General features: G+C 61.2%; 17 protein-coding genes and 1 pseudogene. 11 read left to right on the top strand and 7 right to left on the bottom strand.

Features of this window, described 5'->3' with window-relative positions:
* The first annotated feature begins 205 nt into the window (after window positions 1-205).
* From IB248_RS22455 to queF, 7 genes are all read left to right on the top strand, one after another.
* Window positions 206-2,395: an anthranilate synthase gene (locus IB248_RS22455; protein WP_018857579.1), complete on the top strand. Its 2,190-nt coding sequence runs from the start codon at window positions 206-208 to the stop codon at window positions 2,393-2,395.
* Between the two features lie 17 nt (window positions 2,396-2,412).
* Window positions 2,413-3,120: a DUF2161 family putative PD-(D/E)XK-type phosphodiesterase gene (locus IB248_RS22450; RefSeq protein ID WP_169682770.1), complete on the top strand. Its 708-nt coding sequence runs from the start codon at window positions 2,413-2,415 to the stop codon at window positions 3,118-3,120.
* Window positions 3,121-3,374: 254 nt separating this feature from the next.
* Window positions 3,375-3,833, top strand: coding sequence for a (2Fe-2S)-binding protein (locus tag IB248_RS22445; RefSeq protein ID WP_169682768.1), 459 nt, complete (start codon window positions 3,375-3,377; stop codon window positions 3,831-3,833).
* A 3-nt stretch (window positions 3,834-3,836) separates the two neighbouring features.
* Window positions 3,837-5,996 (top strand): xanthine dehydrogenase family protein molybdopterin-binding subunit, encoded by a 2,160-nt coding sequence (locus IB248_RS22440; protein WP_169682766.1) that lies wholly within the window; start codon window positions 3,837-3,839, stop codon window positions 5,994-5,996.
* Window positions 5,997-6,007: 11 nt separating this feature from the next.
* Window positions 6,008-6,661, top strand: coding sequence for a hypothetical protein (locus IB248_RS22435; RefSeq protein WP_025660412.1), 654 nt, complete (start codon window positions 6,008-6,010; stop codon window positions 6,659-6,661).
* 252 nt (window positions 6,662-6,913) lie between these two features.
* Complete coding sequence (gene emfA, locus IB248_RS22430) at window positions 6,914-7,828, top strand: CDF family cation efflux transporter EmfA (RefSeq protein WP_025660411.1); 915 nt, start codon at window positions 6,914-6,916, stop codon at window positions 7,826-7,828.
* Complete coding sequence (gene queF, locus IB248_RS22425) at window positions 7,829-8,293, top strand: preQ(1) synthase (RefSeq protein WP_018857585.1); 465 nt, start codon at window positions 7,829-7,831, stop codon at window positions 8,291-8,293.
* A 45-nt stretch (window positions 8,294-8,338) separates the two neighbouring features.
* Here queF and IB248_RS22420 read toward each other — a convergent pair whose 3' ends face one another.
* Both IB248_RS22420 and IB248_RS22415 read right to left on the bottom strand, forming a co-directional pair.
* Window positions 8,339-9,133, bottom strand: coding sequence for a glycosyltransferase family 25 protein (locus tag IB248_RS22420; RefSeq protein WP_018857586.1), 795 nt, complete (start codon window positions 9,131-9,133; stop codon window positions 8,339-8,341).
* A 126-nt stretch (window positions 9,134-9,259) separates the two neighbouring features.
* The gene (locus IB248_RS22415; RefSeq protein ID WP_025660408.1) at window positions 9,260-10,063 is read right to left on the bottom strand and encodes a DUF2076 domain-containing protein; all 804 of its coding nucleotides are present in this window, start codon (window positions 10,061-10,063) and stop codon (window positions 9,260-9,262) included.
* Window positions 10,064-10,277: 214 nt separating this feature from the next.
* Between IB248_RS22415 and IB248_RS22410 the strand changes: the two genes are divergently transcribed.
* From IB248_RS22410 to leuA, 3 genes are all read left to right on the top strand, one after another.
* Window positions 10,278-10,865, top strand: a complete 588-nt coding sequence (locus IB248_RS22410; RefSeq protein ID WP_018857588.1) for an ATP-dependent Clp protease proteolytic subunit — start codon at window positions 10,278-10,280, stop codon at window positions 10,863-10,865.
* Between the two features lie 229 nt (window positions 10,866-11,094).
* Complete coding sequence (locus IB248_RS22405; protein ID WP_018857589.1) at window positions 11,095-12,279, top strand: benzoate/H(+) symporter BenE family transporter; 1,185 nt, start codon at window positions 11,095-11,097, stop codon at window positions 12,277-12,279.
* 331 nt (window positions 12,280-12,610) lie between these two features.
* Window positions 12,611-14,326, top strand: a complete 1,716-nt coding sequence (leuA, locus tag IB248_RS22400) for a 2-isopropylmalate synthase (protein WP_169682762.1) — start codon at window positions 12,611-12,613, stop codon at window positions 14,324-14,326.
* Between the two features lie 44 nt (window positions 14,327-14,370).
* Here leuA and IB248_RS22395 read toward each other — a convergent pair whose 3' ends face one another.
* A complete protein-coding gene (locus tag IB248_RS22395; protein ID WP_169682760.1) occupies window positions 14,371-14,745 on the bottom strand; it encodes a helix-turn-helix domain-containing protein in 375 nt (124 codons plus the stop codon).
* A gap of 99 nt (window positions 14,746-14,844) precedes the next feature.
* On the opposite strand from IB248_RS22395, the pseudogene IB248_RS22390 reads away from it, so the two are divergent.
* Window positions 14,845-15,807, top strand: a pseudogene (locus tag IB248_RS22390) (zinc-binding dehydrogenase).
* A gap of 26 nt (window positions 15,808-15,833) precedes the next feature.
* On the opposite strand, the gene IB248_RS22385 reads toward IB248_RS22390, so the two are convergent.
* The 4 genes from IB248_RS22385 to IB248_RS22370 all read right to left on the bottom strand — a co-directional run bounded on the left by IB248_RS22385 (window position 15,834) and on the right by IB248_RS22370 (window position 19,003).
* Window positions 15,834-16,676: an anti-sigma factor gene (locus IB248_RS22385; protein ID WP_169682808.1), complete on the bottom strand. Its 843-nt coding sequence runs from the start codon at window positions 16,674-16,676 to the stop codon at window positions 15,834-15,836.
* Window position 16,677: 1 nt separating this feature from the next.
* A complete protein-coding gene (locus IB248_RS22380; RefSeq protein WP_018857593.1) occupies window positions 16,678-17,184 on the bottom strand; it encodes an RNA polymerase sigma factor in 507 nt (168 codons plus the stop codon).
* Window positions 17,185-17,353: 169 nt separating this feature from the next.
* On the bottom strand, window positions 17,354-17,914 hold the full coding sequence (locus IB248_RS22375; RefSeq protein ID WP_169682758.1) for a hypothetical protein: 561 nt from the start codon (window positions 17,912-17,914) through the stop codon (window positions 17,354-17,356).
* 150 nt (window positions 17,915-18,064) lie between these two features.
* Window positions 18,065-19,003: a metallophosphoesterase gene (locus IB248_RS22370; protein ID WP_169682756.1), complete on the bottom strand. Its 939-nt coding sequence runs from the start codon at window positions 19,001-19,003 to the stop codon at window positions 18,065-18,067.
* Between the last annotated feature and the right edge of the window lie 70 nt (window positions 19,004-19,073).

Below are 19,073 nucleotides of genomic sequence, written 5' to 3'. Positions count from 1 at the left end.
ATTTCGGCTCTTGCGCTTGGTCCGATCTCACGCTAACAATTTCGCCCATGAATACGTCCTTGAACATTGCAGTTTGGTGGTGGGCTCGCTGAGGCGGCCTCGACCAATCGTGTCCAAAGACGACGATGAGCCGCCCGGAAAACGCCAGGCGGCTTTTTTGTTTTTAAGGCTGCCTGTCATCCGGGCCTGATAACGGAGTGGAACAATGGTAACGATCCTTCGTGATGACGGAGCGGAAATTTACGAGACCCGGGGCGGTATCACCGTTACCCGGCAGCGGCGCGCGATTCCTTACGCCGATGCGGTCTCCTCCTATATCGACAAGCTCGACGAGCGCCGCGGTGCCGTCTTCTCGTCGAATTACGAATATCCGGGCCGTTACACACGTTGGGACACCGCCGTCGTCGATCCGCCGCTCGGTATTTCCTGCAATGGCCGCCAGGTTTGGATCGAAGCCTACAACGAGCGTGGTGCGGTAATCCTCGCCTTTGTCGCCGAGCGCTTGAAGACAATTTCCGACCTCGTGCTCGGCGCGTCCTCGGCACGCCGTCTCGACCTAACGGTGAAGACGCCGGAGCGCGCCTTTACCGAGGAAGAACGCTCGAAGATCCCCACCGTCTTTACGGTGCTGCGCGCCGTCACCGATCTCTTCTATTCGAAGGCGGATGCGAGCCTCGGCCTCTATGGCGCCTTCGGCTACGATCTTGCCTTCCAGTTCGATGCGATCAATCTGAAGCTGACGCGCCCGGCCGACCAGCGCGACATGGTGCTCTACCTGCCGGATGAGATCCTCGTCGTCGACAACTACTCGGCCAAAGCCTGGATCGACCGCTACGATTTCGAAAAGGGCGGGCTTTCCACCGAGGGCAAGGCGGGCGACATTCCTGCCGAACCCTTCCAGCGCACGGATGCCATCCCACCGAAGAGCGATCATCGCCCCGGCGAATACGCCGATCTTGTCGTCAAGGCGAAGGAAAGCTTCCGCAAGGGCGACCTCTTCGAAGTGGTTCCCGGCCAGAAATTCATGGAACGCTGCGACAGCAAGCCGTCCGACATTTCCAAGCGGCTGAAGGCGATCAACCCGTCGCCCTATTCCTTCTTCATCAATCTCGGCAACCAGGAATATCTCGTCGGTGCTTCGCCTGAGATGTTCGTGCGAGTGTCGGGCCGCCGCATCGAAACCTGCCCGATCTCGGGCACGATCAAACGCGGGGATGATCCGATCGCCGACAGCGAGCAGATCCTGAAGCTCTTGAATTCCAAGAAGGACGAGTCCGAGTTGACGATGTGCTCGGACGTCGACCGCAACGACAAGTCACGCGTCTGCGAGCCAGGTTCGGTCAAGGTCATCGGTCGCCGCCAGATCGAGATGTATTCGCGTCTCATCCACACCGTCGACCACATCGAGGGCCGACTTCGCGACGACATGGATGCCTTCGACGGCTTCCTCAGCCACGCCTGGGCCGTGACGGTGACCGGCGCGCCGAAACTCTGGGCCATGCGCTTCATCGAAAGCCATGAGAAGAGCCCGCGCGCCTGGTATGGCGGCGCGATCGGCATGGTTGGCTTCAACGGCGACATGAACACTGGCCTGACGCTGCGCACCGTGCGCATCAAGGACGGCATCGCCGAAGTCCGGGCAGGGGCGACCTTGCTCAACGATTCCGATCCGCACGAAGAAGAAGCCGAAACCGAACTGAAGGCCTCCGCCATGCTTTCCGCCATCCGCGATGCCAAGGCCGGCAACTCCGGCAAGGTCAGCCGCGACGTTGCCGTCGTCGGCAAGGGCGTCAAGATCCTGCTCGTCGACCACGAAGACAGTTTCGTGCACACGTTGGCGAATTATTTCCGCCAGACAGGGGCGACGGTCTCCACCGTGCGCACACCGGTGCCGGAGGAAATCTTCGACCGGCTGGATCCTGATCTCGTCGTGCTGTCGCCGGGGCCCGGCAATCCGAAGGACTTCGATTGCAAGGCGACGATCAAGAAGGCGCGGGCGCGCAACCTGCCGATCTTCGGCGTCTGCCTCGGCCTGCAGGCATTGGCGGAAGCCTATGGCGGCGAGCTTCGCCATCTGGCAGTGCCGATGCATGGCAAGCCGTCGCGTATCCGCATTCTTGAACCTGGCTTGGTTTTCTCCGGCCTTGGCAAGGAAGTGACGGTGGGCCGCTATCACTCGATTTTCGCCGATCCATCGACTCTGCCGCGTGAATTCATGATCACGGCGGAAAGCGAAGACGGCACGATCATGGGTATCGAGCACACCAAGGAGCCGATCGCGGCGGTGCAGTTCCACCCGGAATCGATCATGACGCTTGGCGGCGATGCCGGCATGCGGATGATCGAGAACGTCGTCGCCCATCTCTCACGCAAGGCAAAGACCAAGGCGGCCTGACGGCGGCGCGGCTCTCGATGGAAACCTCGCTCTATCTGCCAGTCAAAGGCTTTCTGGAGGCGGCAGGCTATGTCGTCAAAGGCGAGATCGGCGGATGCGATCTCGTCGGCTTGACCGAGGGCGAGCCGCCTGTCGTGGTGGTGTGCGAGTTGAAGCTCAGCTTCAACCTCGAGCTCGTCCTGCAGGCGGTCGATCGCGCCGCCATGAGCGACGAGGTGTGGATCGCTGCCCGCGTGTCCGCCAAGGGACGCGGGCGCGAGGCTGACAAGCGCTACCGCGATCTTTGCCGCCGCCTCGGGATCGGCATGCTCGGCGTGTCCGACGGCGGCGACGTCAGTGTCATCGTTAGCTCGGTTTCGCCGATGCCGCGCACAAATCCGAAACGCCGGTCGCGGCTGGTCAGGGAACATCAGCGCCGGTGCGGCGATCCCGCCGTCGGCGGCAGTACGCGTGCGCCTGTCATGACGGCCTATCGCCAGCGTGCGCTGATCTGCGCTGCAGCACTCCAGCAGGGTTTGGTGCGACCGCGCGACATGAAGACGCTGGCGCCGGACGCGGGGAAGATCCTGCTCGGCAATGTCTACGGTTGGTTCGAACGGCGAGACAAGGGCGTCTATGCCCTGACGGCAGTGGGCGAAGCGGCGCTCCTCCGCTGGCCGCAATCCGTCAGCATCGCTGCTGAAGGCGGTAGTACAGGTATCGTCGACCCGGCGGAGAATTTCTGACGCCATCCGGAATGAGCAGTGGTCGCCGGCATAGCACTTGTGCGCACGCAGCCCCAAGATTGTTGGCTACAGGACCGCGCAATTGAACGCCGGCTTAGCTACGTGCGGCGGTCGATAGGCCGGACCTCCAGTAACGCAACCTTTATCGGAGGGCCGTGGTCGCGGCGTTCCAATCGCCCTAGCTTACCCGTTGTGAAAAATGCTGCGACGCTCGCTGGGGCCGCAATGGGTCCAGCCAATCCCGAGGCTCGACCATGGTTACGTTCACGCTCAATGGACAGAAAAGAACTTTTGGCGGCGATCCGGATACGCCGCTGCTATGGGTTATCCGCGATTTCGAAAGGTTGACAGGCACGAAATACGGTTGCGGCGTCGCCCAATGCGGCGCCTGCACTGTGCACATGGACGGCTTTACGCGTCGCTCCTGCATTACCCCGATTTCGACAGCTGAGGGCTCCGAGATCATTACGATCGAAGCGGTCGAAGGCAAAGAAGCGGAGGCTGTGAAAACCGCCTGGATCGCGATCGACGTGCCGCAATGCGGCTACTGTCAGTCGGGCCAGATCATGTCGGCCGTCTCGTTGCTGCAGAACATTCCCAAGCCGACCGACGAGGATATCGACGGTGCCATGGCCGGGAATATCTGTCGATGCGCCACCTACCACCGGATACGCGCGGCCATTCACAACGCCGCTGCTTCGATGGAGGGTTGAGCCATGACGATCCAGGAAATTTCAGCAACGCGCCGCGCCTTTCTTGCGGGCACGGGTGGATTGGTGATCGGCTTTGCGCTGATGCCGAAGGTATCCGCCTTCGCCGCCGAAAGCGGTGTGCAGGCCGGTGGCCCGGATTCGCTGGTGACGCTGAACACCTTCGTCAGGATCGGCACCGACGATATGGTGACGATCCTTTCCAAGCATATCGAGTTCGGGCAGGGGCCGTTCACTGGCCTCGCGACGCTGGTGGCCGAGGAGTTGGATGCCGATTGGGGGCAGATGCGCGCCGTGCATTCGCCCGCCGACGACAAGGTCTATGCCAACCTCGCCTTTGGCCTGCAGGGCACCGGCGGTTCGTCATCCATCGCCAATTCCTACGAGCAGTTCCGCAAGGCGGGCGCAACGGCACGGGCCATGCTGGTTGCGGCAGCCGCCGATGAATGGAACGTGCCGGCTAGCGAAATCACGGTCGAAAAGGGCCGCGTCAAGCATGCCGGTTCGGGCAAGGAGAGCGGCTTCGGTGCGCTGGCAACGCAAGCCGCGGGCATCAAGCCGCCGTCTAACGTCAATCTCAAGGACCCCGCGAACTTCACGCTTATCGGTCAGGAATTGCCGAAACTCGACACGTTCTCCAAGACCAATGGCCAGGCGATCTATACGCTGGACATCGTGCCCGACAATCTTCTTGTCGCGGTGGTGGCTCACCCGGATCATTTCGGAGCTGCGGTCAAATCCTTCGACGACAGTGAAGCCCGCAAGGTAAAAGGCGTGGTCGATGTCAAGCAGCTGCCGCAGGGAGTTGCCGTCTATGCCGACAATACCTTTGCCGCACTGAAGGGCCGGTCAGTGCTGAAGGTCGAGTGGGATCTGTCGAAGGCGGAAACGCGCTCCAGCAACCAACTCTCTGCCGACTACGCCAAGGCGCTGAGCGAAAAGGGCATCGTGGCATCTGAGAAAGGCGACGTCGAAAAAACCTTCGGCGATGCAAATCTGAAGATACTGGAGGCCCAGATCGTCTTTCCGTTCCTTGCCCATGCCCCGATGGAGCCTCTCGACGCGGTCTTCATCAAGGCGGCGGATGGAAGTCTCGACGTCTATAATGGTGCGCAGTTTCCCGGAATGGACAAGGCGACGGCGGCGAAGATCGTCGGGCTTGACCCGTCGAAGGTCCGGCTGAATACCCAGATCACCGGCGGCAGCTTCGGGCGCAAGGCGCAGTTTGGTTCGCCCTATATGCAGGAGGCGGCGGCAGTCTTTGCGGCGACCGACCAGTCGCGTCCGGTCAAGCACATGTGGACGCGCGAGGACGATATTCGCGGCGGCTATTACCGCCCGATGTATCTTCACAAGATGCGCGGCGCCATCGATGCGGATGGCCGCATCGTCGCCTGGGATCAGGCGATCGTCGGCCAATCGATCTTGGCCAAGGCGGATCTCGACAGCACTTCGGTCGAAGGGGCCTCGGACCTGCCCTACGACGTGCCGAACCTGCGAGTGGTGTCGCATAATGTGAACCTGTCGATCCCGCCGCTGTGGTGGCGGTCGGTCGGGCATACGCATACCGGATTTGCGGTCGAGACTTTCCTCGACGAACTGTTCCAGATGGCTGGCAAGGATCCGGTTCTGGGGCGGCTCCAGCAGTTGAAGGAGGACCCGCGTTACGCGGGCGTGTTGAACAAGGCCGCCGAGCTTGCCGATTGGGGAGGGAAGGTCCCCGAAGGCAGAGAGCGCGGCGTGGCGGTGGTCAAGAGCTTCAACACCTATGTCGGCCAGGTGGTCGAAGTCTCGGCCGGGACCGATGGCGTGCCTCGTGTCCACAAGGTCTGGTGTGCGGTCGATTGCGGCGTGGCGATCAACCCGAACGTCATCAAGGCACAAATGGAAGGCGGCATCGGCTATGGTCTCGGCGCGGTGCTGTTCGATGCCGTGACGCTTGGGGAGGGCGGCGCGATCATGCAGTCGAACTTCCACGACTATCGGTCGATCCGGATTAATGAGATGCCGGATGTCGAGGTCGCCGTTATCAAATCCGATGCGCCGCCTACGGGTGTCGGGGAGCCAGGCGTACCGCCCGTCGGACCCGCGACGGCGAATGCCTGGCGGCGACTGACCGGTGCGCCGGTTCGCAGCCTTCCGATCGTTGCCGTGGCGACGAGCTGAGGGAGGCGGAGATGAAAAGCAGACTAGCACTCGCCTGCGCAGCAGGCGGCCTCTCCCTTCTTGCGGCTTTGCCCGCCTCGTTCATGGCGCTGGCGCAGACGGCGCCCGCGTCCGACATGTCGACACTCAAGCCCGCGGCATCCTTTTCGTCGATCGCCGATCAGAAGGCGCGCTCGGTCGCTCTCTTCGAAGAGGCAAGCAAAGTGATCGAGCATCCCCGATGTCTGAACTGCCATCCGGCGGGCGACAGGCCGCTGCAGACGATGGCGATGCATCCGCATCAGCCGCCGGTGACCCGCGGCGATGGCGGAATGGGTGTGCCCGGCATGATGTGCAATACCTGTCACGGCGCGGACAATGCCACTGTCGTGGGGCAATCGCCGACGTTGAAGAGCATTCCCGGCAATCCGGCCTGGCATCTGGCGCCGATCGAAATGGCGTGGGTGGGCAAGTCGCTCGGCGAAATCTGTCAGCAGCTCAAGGACCCGGCACGCAACGGCGGCAGGGATCTGAGCAAGATCGTCGAGCACATGTCCCATGACAGCCTCGTCGGCTGGGGCTGGAACCCCGGGGAGGGCCGCGAGCCCGCGCCGGGCACCCAGGCGGAGTTCGGTGAGTTGATCAAGGCCTGGGTCGACACGGGAGCCGCCTGTCCGGCCGGATGATGAGACGGCGTCAAGCGTCGGTCAGTCTCGACGCTTGACGACCCTAAGGTTCAGCTCCAGGCGCTTTTTCCAAGCCGAGCGTCTGGTAAGGGGCCTGGTTTTGTGACCTTGACCTTTGACAAACGGTACGGCTTCGCCCATATGAACCCCATTGGCCGCCTGTGCGATTTTCGCGCGGGCGGTTTTGCGTTTGGATAGGTTGGTTTCTGCAATTCATTCGCATCCGCACCGATGTCTGCGCAGGGGATGAAGATGGACGAGAAGGGCAATCTTACGGTTCGGCGGTTGGCGCTCTGGGGCATCCCGATGTCGTTCGGCGTGATGGGCCTGAAGATGCTTGCATGGTGGATAACCGGTTCGGTGGCATTGCTGTCGGACGGGCTGGAATCGACGGTCAACGTCGTTGCCGCCTTCATCGCCTTCTTCGTCATCCGCTATGCGCAGAAACCGGCCGACCACGATCATCCGTTCGGTCATCATAAAGCGGAATATCTTTCGGCCGTAACCGAGGGCGCGTTGATCGTCGTGGCGGCGCTCTTGATCGTCAACGAGGCGATTGGGCATCTCTTCGATCCCCAGATGCTGGATGCGCCGGCGCTCGGTCTTGCGATCAACTTCGTCGCCGGCGTGATCAATGCCGTCTGGGCGCAGATCCTGATCAGGACCGGGCACAAGTATCGCTCGGCAGCGCTGACGGCGGATGGCCAGCACATCATGTCTGACGTCTTCACTTCGGTCGGCGTTCTTATCGGCCTGCTTCTGGCGCTGGCCACCGGCTATGCAATCTTCGACCCTGTGCTTGCCATTCTGGTTGCCGTCAACATTCTTTATCAGGGCTGGAAGGTGATCTCGAATTCGATCGGTGGCCTGATGGATCAGGCTGTCACATCCGAGGAGGAGGAGGCGATCAAGCAGGCGATTGCCACCCATGCCGCCGGCTCGATCGGCGTGCACGATCTGAAGACGCGCCGCGCGGGCGCGGTCACCTTTGTCGATTTTCATCTTGTCGTGCCGGCAGCCATGTCTGTAAGGCAGGCGCACGATATCTGCGATCGCCTTGAAGATGCCATCCGTGCAGCGCATCGGGGCTCCAGCATCGCCATTCACGTGGAGCCGGAGGGCGAAAAGGCTCATGGCATCCGCGTCAAAGTCATCAAGGAGGCTTGAATGCCCACAACAGACGTATCCAACCTGTCCATGCTGGGTAGCCAGACGGAATCTCCGAAATCACCCGAAGAGGCGGTTCTTGAGAAGGTGCCGTCGAGTCATGCCGGCACCGACTATGTCGTCCGCTTCACAGCACCGGAATTCACGTCGCTCTGCCCGATGACGGGCCAGCCCGATTTCGCCCACATCGTGATCGATTACATCCCGAACGAATGGCTGGTGGAATCGAAGTCGCTAAAGCTCTTCCTGCATGCTTTCCGCAACCATGGTGCATTCCACGAGGATTGCTCGGTCTATATCGCCAAGCGGCTTGTCGAATTGCTCGACCCGAAGTGGCTTCGAATTGGCGCCTACTGGTATCCGCGCGGTGGTATTCCGATCGACGTCTTCTGGCAGACCGGCAAGCCGCCGGAGGGCGTGTGGCTGCCCGACCAGGGTGTCGCAACCTATCGCGGCCGCGGCTGATGATTTGAAAAGAGTCGGTGGCGATCGTCTCGTATCGCCGTCGTATCAGTCGCCTGATTTGGTGGGATCGAGCGGGAAGCTTGCGCGATCCATTCGCAGCGGGCGCTTCTCGCCGCCGAGCCAGCCCCGGATCAGGTTTCTCGTCTTGATGCCCTCGAGGCAGAGCCGCATGAGGTTCTTGCGCAGCTTGCTCCGGGGGGTGAAGGCGCGGTCGATCGACCTGCGTACGAAAGCCGTCTTGTCGGCGCTGCCGTCCAGGAACTGCATCTGGATGACCGGCGCCGGTTCGATCTGGTAGGCCTTCAGCCAAGCGCGATGCCACATATAGGCATCGAGGAGGCCGTAAATCTTGGTATCCTCGAGCATCCGTTTTGCCGTGCGCGGGCCGATGACGTAGCCTGCTGTCCCGACACGGTTCTGGAACACCCGTGTTGCCCTGTAGATGCCGTCGGTCCAGAGGGGCGTCCTTGCCAGGATATGCGGGCGCGGCGCGAATTCGAGATCGTAGGCGCAGTCGCCGTCCTCGGCGCGCGCTTCAATGCTGGCGAGTACATCGGCAAAGCTTTCGGCAAGCACCGCATCGTCTTCGAGGATCAACGTCTGCTCGTTGCGGTCGATGATGATCTGCCAGGCGATCCTGTGCGAGGTGAAACAGGCAACGTCTTCGCGCAGCGTCGGGCTCGGCCAGCTGTTTGCTGCCTTCTGGCAATCTTCTGCAGAAAGGTCGCGGGCTTCGAACGCATCCAGGAACTTGAAATCGAGGCCAAGTCTGCGCATCTGCTGCGTCTGGAACTGTCGTCTCTTCTCCTCGGCCTTCCGACTGATGATAAGGATCTTCACTGATGCCCGCCTGCTCGACAATGTCGGCGGACCTTATCCGCCCGGCGGGGGCTTATCAATCGATGCGGTGCCATGCCCACGGAAACTCGGGGCCAATGGCCGATTAGGCGGATGCCGGATCTCGGATCAGACGTCGAAGCTGTCGTCATTGTCGGATTGATCGTCGTCGCTGTCGTCGTAAGCGGCCTGCTGCAGACTGGCATCGTCGTTATCGTTGTCATTATCGTCGACGACCTGTTGTGCGTTGCCGGTATCATTCGATGCCTGTTGCTTGTCGCCGTCGCTGTTGAAATAGTTGTTGATGACAGTCTCTTCAGTCGGCGCGTTGCCGAAGGGATTGTTGCCGGCAAGCGGGCTACCCCAGCCAAGCGACGACATGTGGCTCCCGAAGATCCCGCTCAGCGAATTGGCAAGCAACATGCCGCCCGCAACGCCAGCCGCCGTGCCGAGCGCGCCCTGCAGGAAGCTGCCGCCCGCGGAAGGTGCCGCCGCCTGTGAGCTCCAGGGGCCGGTCGGCTGCTGCGGCACGGCTCGAGGTGACGTGTCGAAGCCGCGCTCCTGCTGGATCTGCTGACGCGGGGCGCTTCCCCACGGACCGGAGGAGGGCGGAGGCGCCGCCGGCTGCTGCGGTGCCTGGCTGCTGCCGAAGATCGAGCTAAGGAAGCCGCCACCCTGTTCGGCCTTGTGATATTCGCTTTGGTCGGCCTCGAGCAGACGAATGCGCTCCTCCAACTGCTTGATGTGGTTGGCTGCCGCTTCCAGGCCCTTCTCTTGCACGATCACGGCTTGCGCAAGATAATAGGTGGCATAAGGCTGCTCGCGCGTTCCCTGATCGATCAGCGCTTCGGCGTCATGGTCACGCGGCGTTGCCGATGCGGTGCGGACGCGCTCGAAAAGGGCGGTCAGCAATTGGCGTTCTTCAGGTGACATGGCCGGTCTCCTTTGTTGCTGGCGATTTGCGCCTAGGGATGACGTAGGAACCGATTCCGACTTTTCAAAGCCGCGCTAAGTTACATCGCCGTAACCCGGCCCGGCTGCCTAACCATATCTTCACCCGTTCCGTGGCTTGTCTTTTTCCCGCATTGTTTTACGCATGGAGTCGCACTATGTGCGGTGAACCGAATTGGACGTAAGAGAGGTTCGAATGTACGAAGAAGAAGAACAGGACGACAAGACGAAGGAACTGCCGCTCGGCAAGGAAACGGAGGCGAACCTTTTTAAGTCGCGTTCGATCTTCATCTACGGGCCGATTACGCAGGAACTCGCGCAGAAGGTCTGCACGCAGCTCGTGGCGCTTGCCGCGGCCAATGACGACGATATTCGCATCTACGTCAACTCGCCCGGCGGCCATGTCGAATCCGGCGATTCGATCCATGACATGATCAAGTTCATCAAGCCGAAAGTCTGGATGATCGGAACCGGCTGGGTCGCATCCGCCGGCGCACTGATCTATGTCGCGGCTCCGAAGGAACAGCGCCTTTGCTTGCCGAACACGCGCTTCCTGCTGCACCAACCGTCCGGCGGCACGCGCGGCATGGCTTCCGATATCGAGATCCAGGCTCGTGAAATCATCAAGATGAACGAGCGCCTGAACAAGATCATGGCTGAAGCCACCGGCCAACCCTACGAGAAGATCGCTGCCGACACCGACCGCGACTATTGGCTGTCTGCTGAAGAAGCGAAGGCTTACGGCCTCGTCTCGCGCATCATCACGTCGCAGGCCGAGATCTGATTTTGAGCTATGAGAAGCGCCCTTGCCTGCCAGACAGCGGGCGAGGGCGCTTTTTTGTGGTCTGATGCGTCGTGACCCTTTGATGTGGCTAGCCTGAGCGAGCTCTGTTGGCCATCGGGCCCGCCAGACAACGCGCTAGCAGGAAGCAGAACCATATCGGCTCTTTCTGCCCTTGCCTCGCCGCGTTCCCTCGTGCTCCATGCGGACTTTCCGCTGCTCGAGTCCCGCGATGCTCAAAGATTTTTCCATCCAGGCCCTGTTCATGGGCATCCTCACCACCTTCGTGGGATTTGCCAGTTCGTTTGCCGTTGTCCTGCACGGCCTGCAGAGTGTCGGCGCGACGGATGCGCAGGCGGCGTCGGGTCTTATGGCGCTGTCGATCGCGCTGGGGCTCTGTGCGATCTTGCTCAGCAGCGTGACGCGGCTGCCCATCAGCATTGCTTGGTCGACGCCGGGTGGGGCGCTGCTTGCAAGTACCGGTGTGGTTGAGGGTGGGTTCAATGCGGCGGTCGGTGCGTTTCTGATTTGCGCGGTGCTGATCGTCATCGCCGGCCTGTTCAAGCCGCTCGGCCGGGCGGTGGCCGCCATTCCGGCGCCTCTGGCCAATGCAATGCTCGCTGGCGTTCTGATCGGCTTGTGTTTTGCCCCGGTTAGGGCGATCAGTTTCAATGCGTTGCTAGGCTTGCCGATAGCGCTGGCGTGGATTGTCGTCGGCGCGTTCAAGCGGCTCTGGGCAGTGCCTGCGGCGCTCGCAGCCTTTGTGCTGGTGGTTGCCTTTGGCGTGGACATTCCCGATGGAGCGCTCGGCTCGATCGAACAAGCGCTGCGGCCGCCCGTCGAGTTCGTTATGCCCGTCTTCAACCTGCCGGCTTTCATCTCCATCGCCCTGCCGCTTTTCATCGTCACCATGGCGTCGCAGAACATTCCCGGCATCGCCGTCTTGAAGGTGAGCGGCTACGCGCCGAAGCCCGGGCCGCTTTTTTCCGTGACCGGACTGTTCTCGATAGTCTCGGCGCCATTCGGCGGCCATGCGGTGAATCTCGCGGCGATTACCGCCGCGATGTGCGCCGGCCAGGACGCGCACCCCGATCCCGCGCGACGCTATTGGGCTGTCCTCGTCTCAGGCATCTCCTACGTTATTCTCGGCCTGCTGGCAGGCGCGGTGACGACGTTCGTTGCCTTGGCGCCGCCGATCCTGATCCAGGCAGTGGCCGGTCTCGCACTGGTCGGGGCGTTTTCCAGTTCCGCCATGTCGGCCTTCCAGGCACAGGACTCGCGGGAGGCGGCAGCCATCACGTTCCTGGTGACGGCATCGGGCGTTTCCTTCGGAGGAATCTCGGGCGCATTCTGGGGATTGCTCGCCGGAGGGCTGATGCTGGCCCTGTCACGTATCGTGCAAGCGGCGAAAAAATAGACGGAGGGATTGCCAGTTTTTTGTACCCCGGCTATAAGCGCGACCATGAAGAACACGGGCATCACGATTTCTGAGCAGGTTGCTCGCGGGCGCATCGCGCTCCGTGACAACACGCGTGCCCTTACCTCGCTTCTTCTCCTCGGCCTTACGCGCGGTTGCCGGGTCCGTTGAGGAGCGCCCGGCGGCCGAAAGCCCGCCCAGGCCATCGCTCCTCGTGACCAATCCCGAAAACTGATCAGCCGGATGCTTTCGCACCGGATTCGTCATCGCCAAGCCAGACCCAATACGCTACGACGCGGCTGGCCAGATGACGGGAAGAGGAAGAGAAGACATGGACACGAACACCCGCTCCCAAACCAAAGGCATGCCCGAGGCGGCGATCAAGTATCGCGCCTATCCGCAGGTAAATATCCCTGACCGTACGTGGCCGTCGAAGACGCTGACCAAGGCGCCGATCTGGTGTTCGGTCGATCTGCGCGACGGCAATCAGGCGCTGGTCGATCCGATGGGCCACGACCGCAAGGCCCGCATGTTCCAGCTGCTGCTCGACATGGGCTTCAAGGAAATCGAGATCGGTTTCCCGTCCGCGTCGCAGACCGACTTCGATTTCGCGCGCTGGTGCGTCGAGCAGGGCAATGTGCCCGACGACGTCTCGCTGCAGGTGCTGGTGCAGTGCCGTCCGGAGCTGATCACCCGCACCTTCGAGGCGCTTGAAGGCGCGAACCGCCCGATCGTTCACTTTTACAACTCCACCAGCGAATTGCAGCGTCGCGTGGTGTTCGGCAAGGACGTCCACGGCATCAAGCAAATCGCCGTCGATGCGGCAAAGATGATCTCCGACATGGCGGCGAAGGCCGGCGGCGGCTATCGTTTCGAATATTCGCCGGAGAGCTTCACCGGCACCGAGCTCGACGTGGCGCTGGACATCTGCAACGCCGTTATCGAGGTGATGAAGCCGACGCCCGATAACAAGCTGATCATCAACCTGCCGTCGACCGTCGAAATGGCGACGCCGAACGTCTATGCCGACCAGATCGAGTGGATGTGCCGCAATCTCGACAACCGCGAAAACCTGATCATTTCGCTGCATCCGCACAACGACCGCGGCACCGGCATCGCCGCCGCCGAACTGGCCCTGCTGGCGGGCGCCGACCGCGTTGAAGGCACGCTCTTCGGTAATGGCGAGCGCACCGGCAACGTCGACGTCGTCACCATGGCGCTGAACATGTTCACGCAGGGCGTCGACCCCGAGATCGACTGCTCTGATATCGTGCGGATGAAGGAAGTCTTCGAATATTCGAACCAGATGCCGATCGGCGAGCGCCACCCCTATGTCGGCGAACTGGTCTATACAGCCTTCTCCGGCTCGCACCAGGATGCGATCAACAAGGGCATGAAGGCGATCAAGGTCGCCAACCATCCAGTGTGGGAAGTGCCTTACCTGCCAATCGATCCGCGGGACGTCGGTCGCTCCTACGAGGCGATCATTCGCATCAACTCGCAGTCCGGCAAGGGTGGCATCGCCTATATCTTGCAGCAGGACTACGGGCTCAATCTGCCGCGTAACCTGCAGGTCGAATTCCGCGAAGACATTCAGCGGATCACCGATGAAGAAGGCAAGGAATTGCCGTCGAAGCGGATCTACGACCGTTTCGTCGAGCGCTACGTGACGCAGCCGCAAGGCCGCATCAAGTTTGTTGAGCACCACACCTATGCCGATCCCGAGCGCAAGGGGCAACGCATCGTTGCCGCCGAAATCACTGATAACGGCGAGACGAAGCATATCGAGGGCAGGGGCAACGGCCCGGTCGACGGCTTTATCAACGCGCTCTCGCACTATCTCGGCATCGAGATGTCGGTCGAGGATTATTCGGAGCATTCGCTGCAGCACGGTTCGAACGCTGCCGCGATCTCCTACGTCGAGACGTCCTATCCTGGCGGCAAGCTCTTTGGCGCCGGCATCAGCACGAACATTGTCGGGGCGTCGCTGGAGGCGATCGTCTCGGCTGCGAACCGCGTGCTTGAGGTGCGGGCCGGAAAGGCCTGACGAAATCAGCGCAGCGGAGTATTCTGCTGCGCACTTTATCCGGCTCAGGCAGCCAGCCGTGCCCGGTTGCGTGGCACGATATCGTTTGCCTCGTCCTGTGCTTCGGCATGTTTCTGACCCCATTTGCAGAGCGCCAGCAGAACCGGTTCCAACTCCAAACCCACCTCAGTTGCCGAATATTCGACGCGTGCAGGTACCTCTGCGAAGATCTGCCGGGTCACCAGACCATGCTTCTCCATCTCGCGCAGCTGCTGGATCAGCACCTTTTGGGTGATCTTTGGCAACATCCGCTTGAGCTCCGACAGGCGCTTCGGGCCATCGAAGACATAATAAAGGATGATAGGCTTCCAGCGTCCGGCTATCACCTTGAGCGCCCGCTCGACAGGCAATCTGGGCAGCTTCTTGATCGGAGCGGTCATGGTCACCTCCTGGTGGGTGTAGCACCAAATTCTCTGTATTTTGGCAGCGCAGCTTATTGCTAAGGCGCATCTCACGCCAATTCAAACGTGAGGTTTGCTATGAAAGCCATCCGCTACGACCATTTCGGTTCGCCCGAGGTCTTGACCTGTGTTGAGCTGCCGGTGCCCGAACTGCAGGCCGGCGAAGTGCTCGTTAGGGTTCACGCCGTAGGCGTCAATTTCTTTGAAGTCTTGATGCGCGCTGACCGCTACGCGGTGACGCCTCTATTGCCGATGCTGCCGGGCGTCGAAGTTGCCGGAGTGGTCGAGAAAGTGGGTGAAGGCGTCGACGGCACTCGGCTTGGGACGCGAGTTGCCGTGCCGCTCTTTGCCCTCGGTCACGGAGGCGGATACGCCGAATATGTGGCGGTCGACGCAGGATATGCCGTGCCTATACCCGATAGGCTCCCCTTTTCCGGCGCAACTGCCCTGGTGGTGCATTGACTGACAGCATTGCATATGGTCCAGCAAAGCTCGCTGATGGGCAAAACGGTCCTTGTTCATGCCGCGGCAGGTGGCGTGGGTTCCTTGCTGACCCAGCTTGCCAGGCGTCGTGGTGCTCGGCGCGTGATCGCGACGGCAGTGAGCGCAGCAAAGCGATCGCTGGCGCTGGAGATGGGGGCTAATCTGGCTATAGACTATAGCGCCCCCGGCTGGGAAACGTCTTTAGCTGGCCTCCGCCCGGACGTTGTTTACGACACGATTGGTGGCGACATGACGCGTGCGTCGCTCGCGGTTCTCGCGGATGGCGGCGAACTTGTCTTTGCGGCGCTCGGCCGGTTCGCAGCCACAGCCGAGGACATTACCCGCATGCTCGACAAGAACCAGTCGCTGAGAGGCCTTGCGCTTCTGCCGTTGCTGGGAGCAAGTCTTGTTCCCGATCTCCAGTCGCTCTTCGAACTGGCCGCTTCCGGGGAGCTGAGGCTCTTACCCGGGCGCCAGTTTCCGCTTCACGGCGCAGCGGAGGCGTATCGGGCGATCGAAAGCCGCATGGCAACGGGGAAGGTGGTCCTGATGTCCTAAAGCTTTTCAATTCAACCCTGAAAGGTTCAGATCGATGTAGCGACCTGCATGGCGAGCTGGCCAAGCGAGGCTTCCGACGACGGGCCAACGAGCACATAGGATGTGCCGGCATTGTGCCAGGAAACGACGCCGATCTCGTCCTTGATCGTTTCCTTGAAATCGTCTGCCTCGGAAGGCAGGTTGTCCTTGCGGAAGCAGATGGAAGCCAGGTCGCCATCGGAGCTGGTGTAGACGAGTTGGCCGACCGGCCTGCTGTCGCCGATGAAGACGCGGGCACCCTGGAAGGTCCAGCCCTGTTCCGACAGGTCAGGGACACGGAATGCAACGCCGACCGTTGAGGTCAGCCAGGTAGAAATTTCCTCTGCCTGGGTCGACGGAACCTCGAAAATATGACGGGGCTGGCGGGCGATAAGCCGCTGGTTGGCGATGACGTCGGTCAGCCACTGGTTGGAGTCAGGAATGGCTTCCATCGTTGTCGCGGCAGGCGATTGCATGGTGCTCATGCTGCCGGCGGCGAAGAAGCCGATGCCACAGCCGGCAATGAGGAGGACGATTGCAGCCGCAAGAGCCTGTGGGCCGATCGGCGCAAGTTTGAAGGAGGGCCGCGAAACGCGCGGTGCAACCGGAGCCTTTGGTGGCTGCGCGCTCTTGATCGACCGCACGAGGGCGAGTGGAACCGGCTCCCTGAGAACGTCGTCGAGGCGGTGCTTTCCGAAGTCGGCGCCGTGTCGCAGCTTGTCGTAGAGCCGCTTGGCACCCTCGTCGGTGGCCAGGCGCTGCTCAAGCTCATGCTTCTGTTCGGGCGTCGTCTCGCCATCCAGCAGGGCGGCTAGCTGAGCATCGAGCGGCAGTTTCTTGAAATCGAGCAATTCAGTACCTGTGAGGATAGTTGTCCGCGACACTGGCGAAATGCAGTCTCGCCGCGGCAAGCTGGGATACGACGATGTTGATGGTGACACCCATGATGTCGGCGGCCTGCTGATAGCTGTGCCCTTCGACAACAACCAGCAAAAAGGCGCTGGATGTGCCTTCCGGCATGTCGGCGATCATGCGGTGGATGACATCGGGATTGACAAGCGAGGTGCGATCGCGGTTCGCTTCCCGGATATCGGTGACATTGCCCCTGGGAGTGGGGTGCGGCTTCCGACGCCGATGCTCGTCCGTCCAATGTTGGCGGGCGAGGGCGTAGACCCAGCTTTCCAGGCGGCCTTCGCCATTCCATTGTCCGCTCTTGGCGATGGCGCGCTCACACGCCACTTGTGCGAGTTCGTCCGCACTCGCTGCGTCACCTGCAAGGGTCATCGCGAAACGCCGCAGCCGGGGCAGAAGGCCCACCAGGTCGCGTCTGATATCGATGGTCGTCACGGGTTGACGCATAGTCTTTCCAGGTAATGCTTGGGCGGTCGGCGAGAGCGCCCAGCAGCATATCGATTTATATTGCTTCTGTGTCCTTTATGAAACAAGTACCGGATGCTTCGCAAGCATCCGGCGGCCTATCCCACGGGTTCTCAAAGCTTTTCTTCATTAGGCTCGGCTCGGATCAACGTCAGTATGTACGATAACCATTCAGTGCCTGCAGCAGCGAGCGATAGGCCCAGGTCTGCTCGCCGCCCCGATCCCGGATCTCGACGAGCTGGACACGCGCTCCCTGCACGTCACCCTGTTCCACCAAAGCTTGTCCCATATATGACCGTGCCAGAATATAATTCTCGTCCGCCTGCAGCGCCTTGCGGTAATACGACATCCCCAGCTCCATTCTGCCCGCCTTGCGGTTGGCATAGCCGAGATAGTTCAGGATGCGCGGATCGTTCTGGTTCCTGGCAAGCTGAAGCACCGTCAGGGCGTTGTCGTATTGACCGGCATAGGCAAATTCGCGGGCAGCCTTGTAGAGTTCATCGTCGTTGAACGAATTCTTCTTCGGGACCACGCATTCCTTGCGCTTCGCATCCCAAACCTTGCCGCCGGCACATTTTGTCGTCGTTTCGGTCTTTGGCGGCGGCTTGGTTTCGTCGCTTTCGTCGCCGATGGCAAAGGCGGATGAGGAGACTGCGAGGGCAAGCGAGCCGGCCAAAGCCAGACTGCGAAGACTGATCGACGCCATGGGCATGCAATAACTCCGTGAATTGGTGCTGCCGAGGCGACAAGTTTACGTGGCAATCGCCAATTGCCAAGACCTCGGATGCTTTGCCAAATTCAAGATATCGTCATCTTGAATTCCTGAATCAGCTTGGCGAAGAAGATGAATCCAAAAACGGCGCTAAGCCTTGAAAATATCGACGCTTTCGCTGCACACGCCATCGCCCATGGAGTTGATGCTGAACCGTTCCCCGGTCAGCTCCCAAGCGCCCGGTGCGCCATCGATCGAGAAGAGGTTGTAGCCGGCACGGGGTTTCAGCCCGCCGGGCCCCTGCGATGCAGAGGCGATACCGACGACGGGAACCGGACCAGTCTGGCCGCGCAGCCAGTGCAGCGTGTTCAAATGGGTATGGCCGTGGAGCACCAGTTCTGCACCGCCGGTGGAGATCACGGCGCCGAAGCGGCGGATGCCGATCATCCGCTTGTGGAAGGAGGTCGCGCCGCGGATCGGCGGATGGTGGATCATCACGACACGAAACAAGCCGGCCTCGCCAGCGGCACGCAGCATGTTCACCGTATCGCGGGCCTGGCGCTCGCCGAAGAAGCCGCTGGCCGCGAAAGGGGGCGTCGCGACCGCCGTCGAACAGCCGACGATCGCGACCTTGCCGCGAACGCGAAGATAGGGAAAGACGTGGCGATTTTCCTGCCATTCGGCTGGAGCGAGGTCACCGCGCACATTGTCGTACCATGCGCGCACCGACTTTTCGTAGGCGCCGGGCACGTAGGCATCGTGGTTTCCCGGCACGATTGAATTGTCTTCGGGATCACCGAGTTCTTTCAGCCAAGCGGCTGCGGCTCGGATCTCCAGTCCGCTTGCGAGGTTCACGAGATCGCCGGTAACCGCCAAATGATCGGCTTGCTTCGCGTGTATGTCATCGAGCAGCAGATCGAGCGTGCTACCGAAAAGGTGCTTGCTCCTGTTGCGATGCCAGTTCACAAAGCCGGTAATGCGTTTGGAAAAGAGCTCGCGGACCGAAAGGCGAGGAAGAGGGCCGAGATGGATATCGGAGATGTGTGCGAGCTTGAACATGCGACGACACATAGCCCAGTCAGTCTGCAATTCAAACACATCTGCTTGAACGGATTAGCGGAATTGGAAAAAGCGTGACCAGAACCATACGCCCCTGGCA

The sequence above is a fragment of the Rhizobium sp. RHZ01 genome (assembly GCF_014851595.1).
In the GTDB taxonomy this organism is placed as follows: Bacteria; Pseudomonadota; Alphaproteobacteria; order Rhizobiales; family Rhizobiaceae; genus Rhizobium; species Rhizobium altiplani.
Note: the sequence above shows the minus strand (reverse complement) of the source record. Positions and strands in the feature narration are given on the sequence as shown.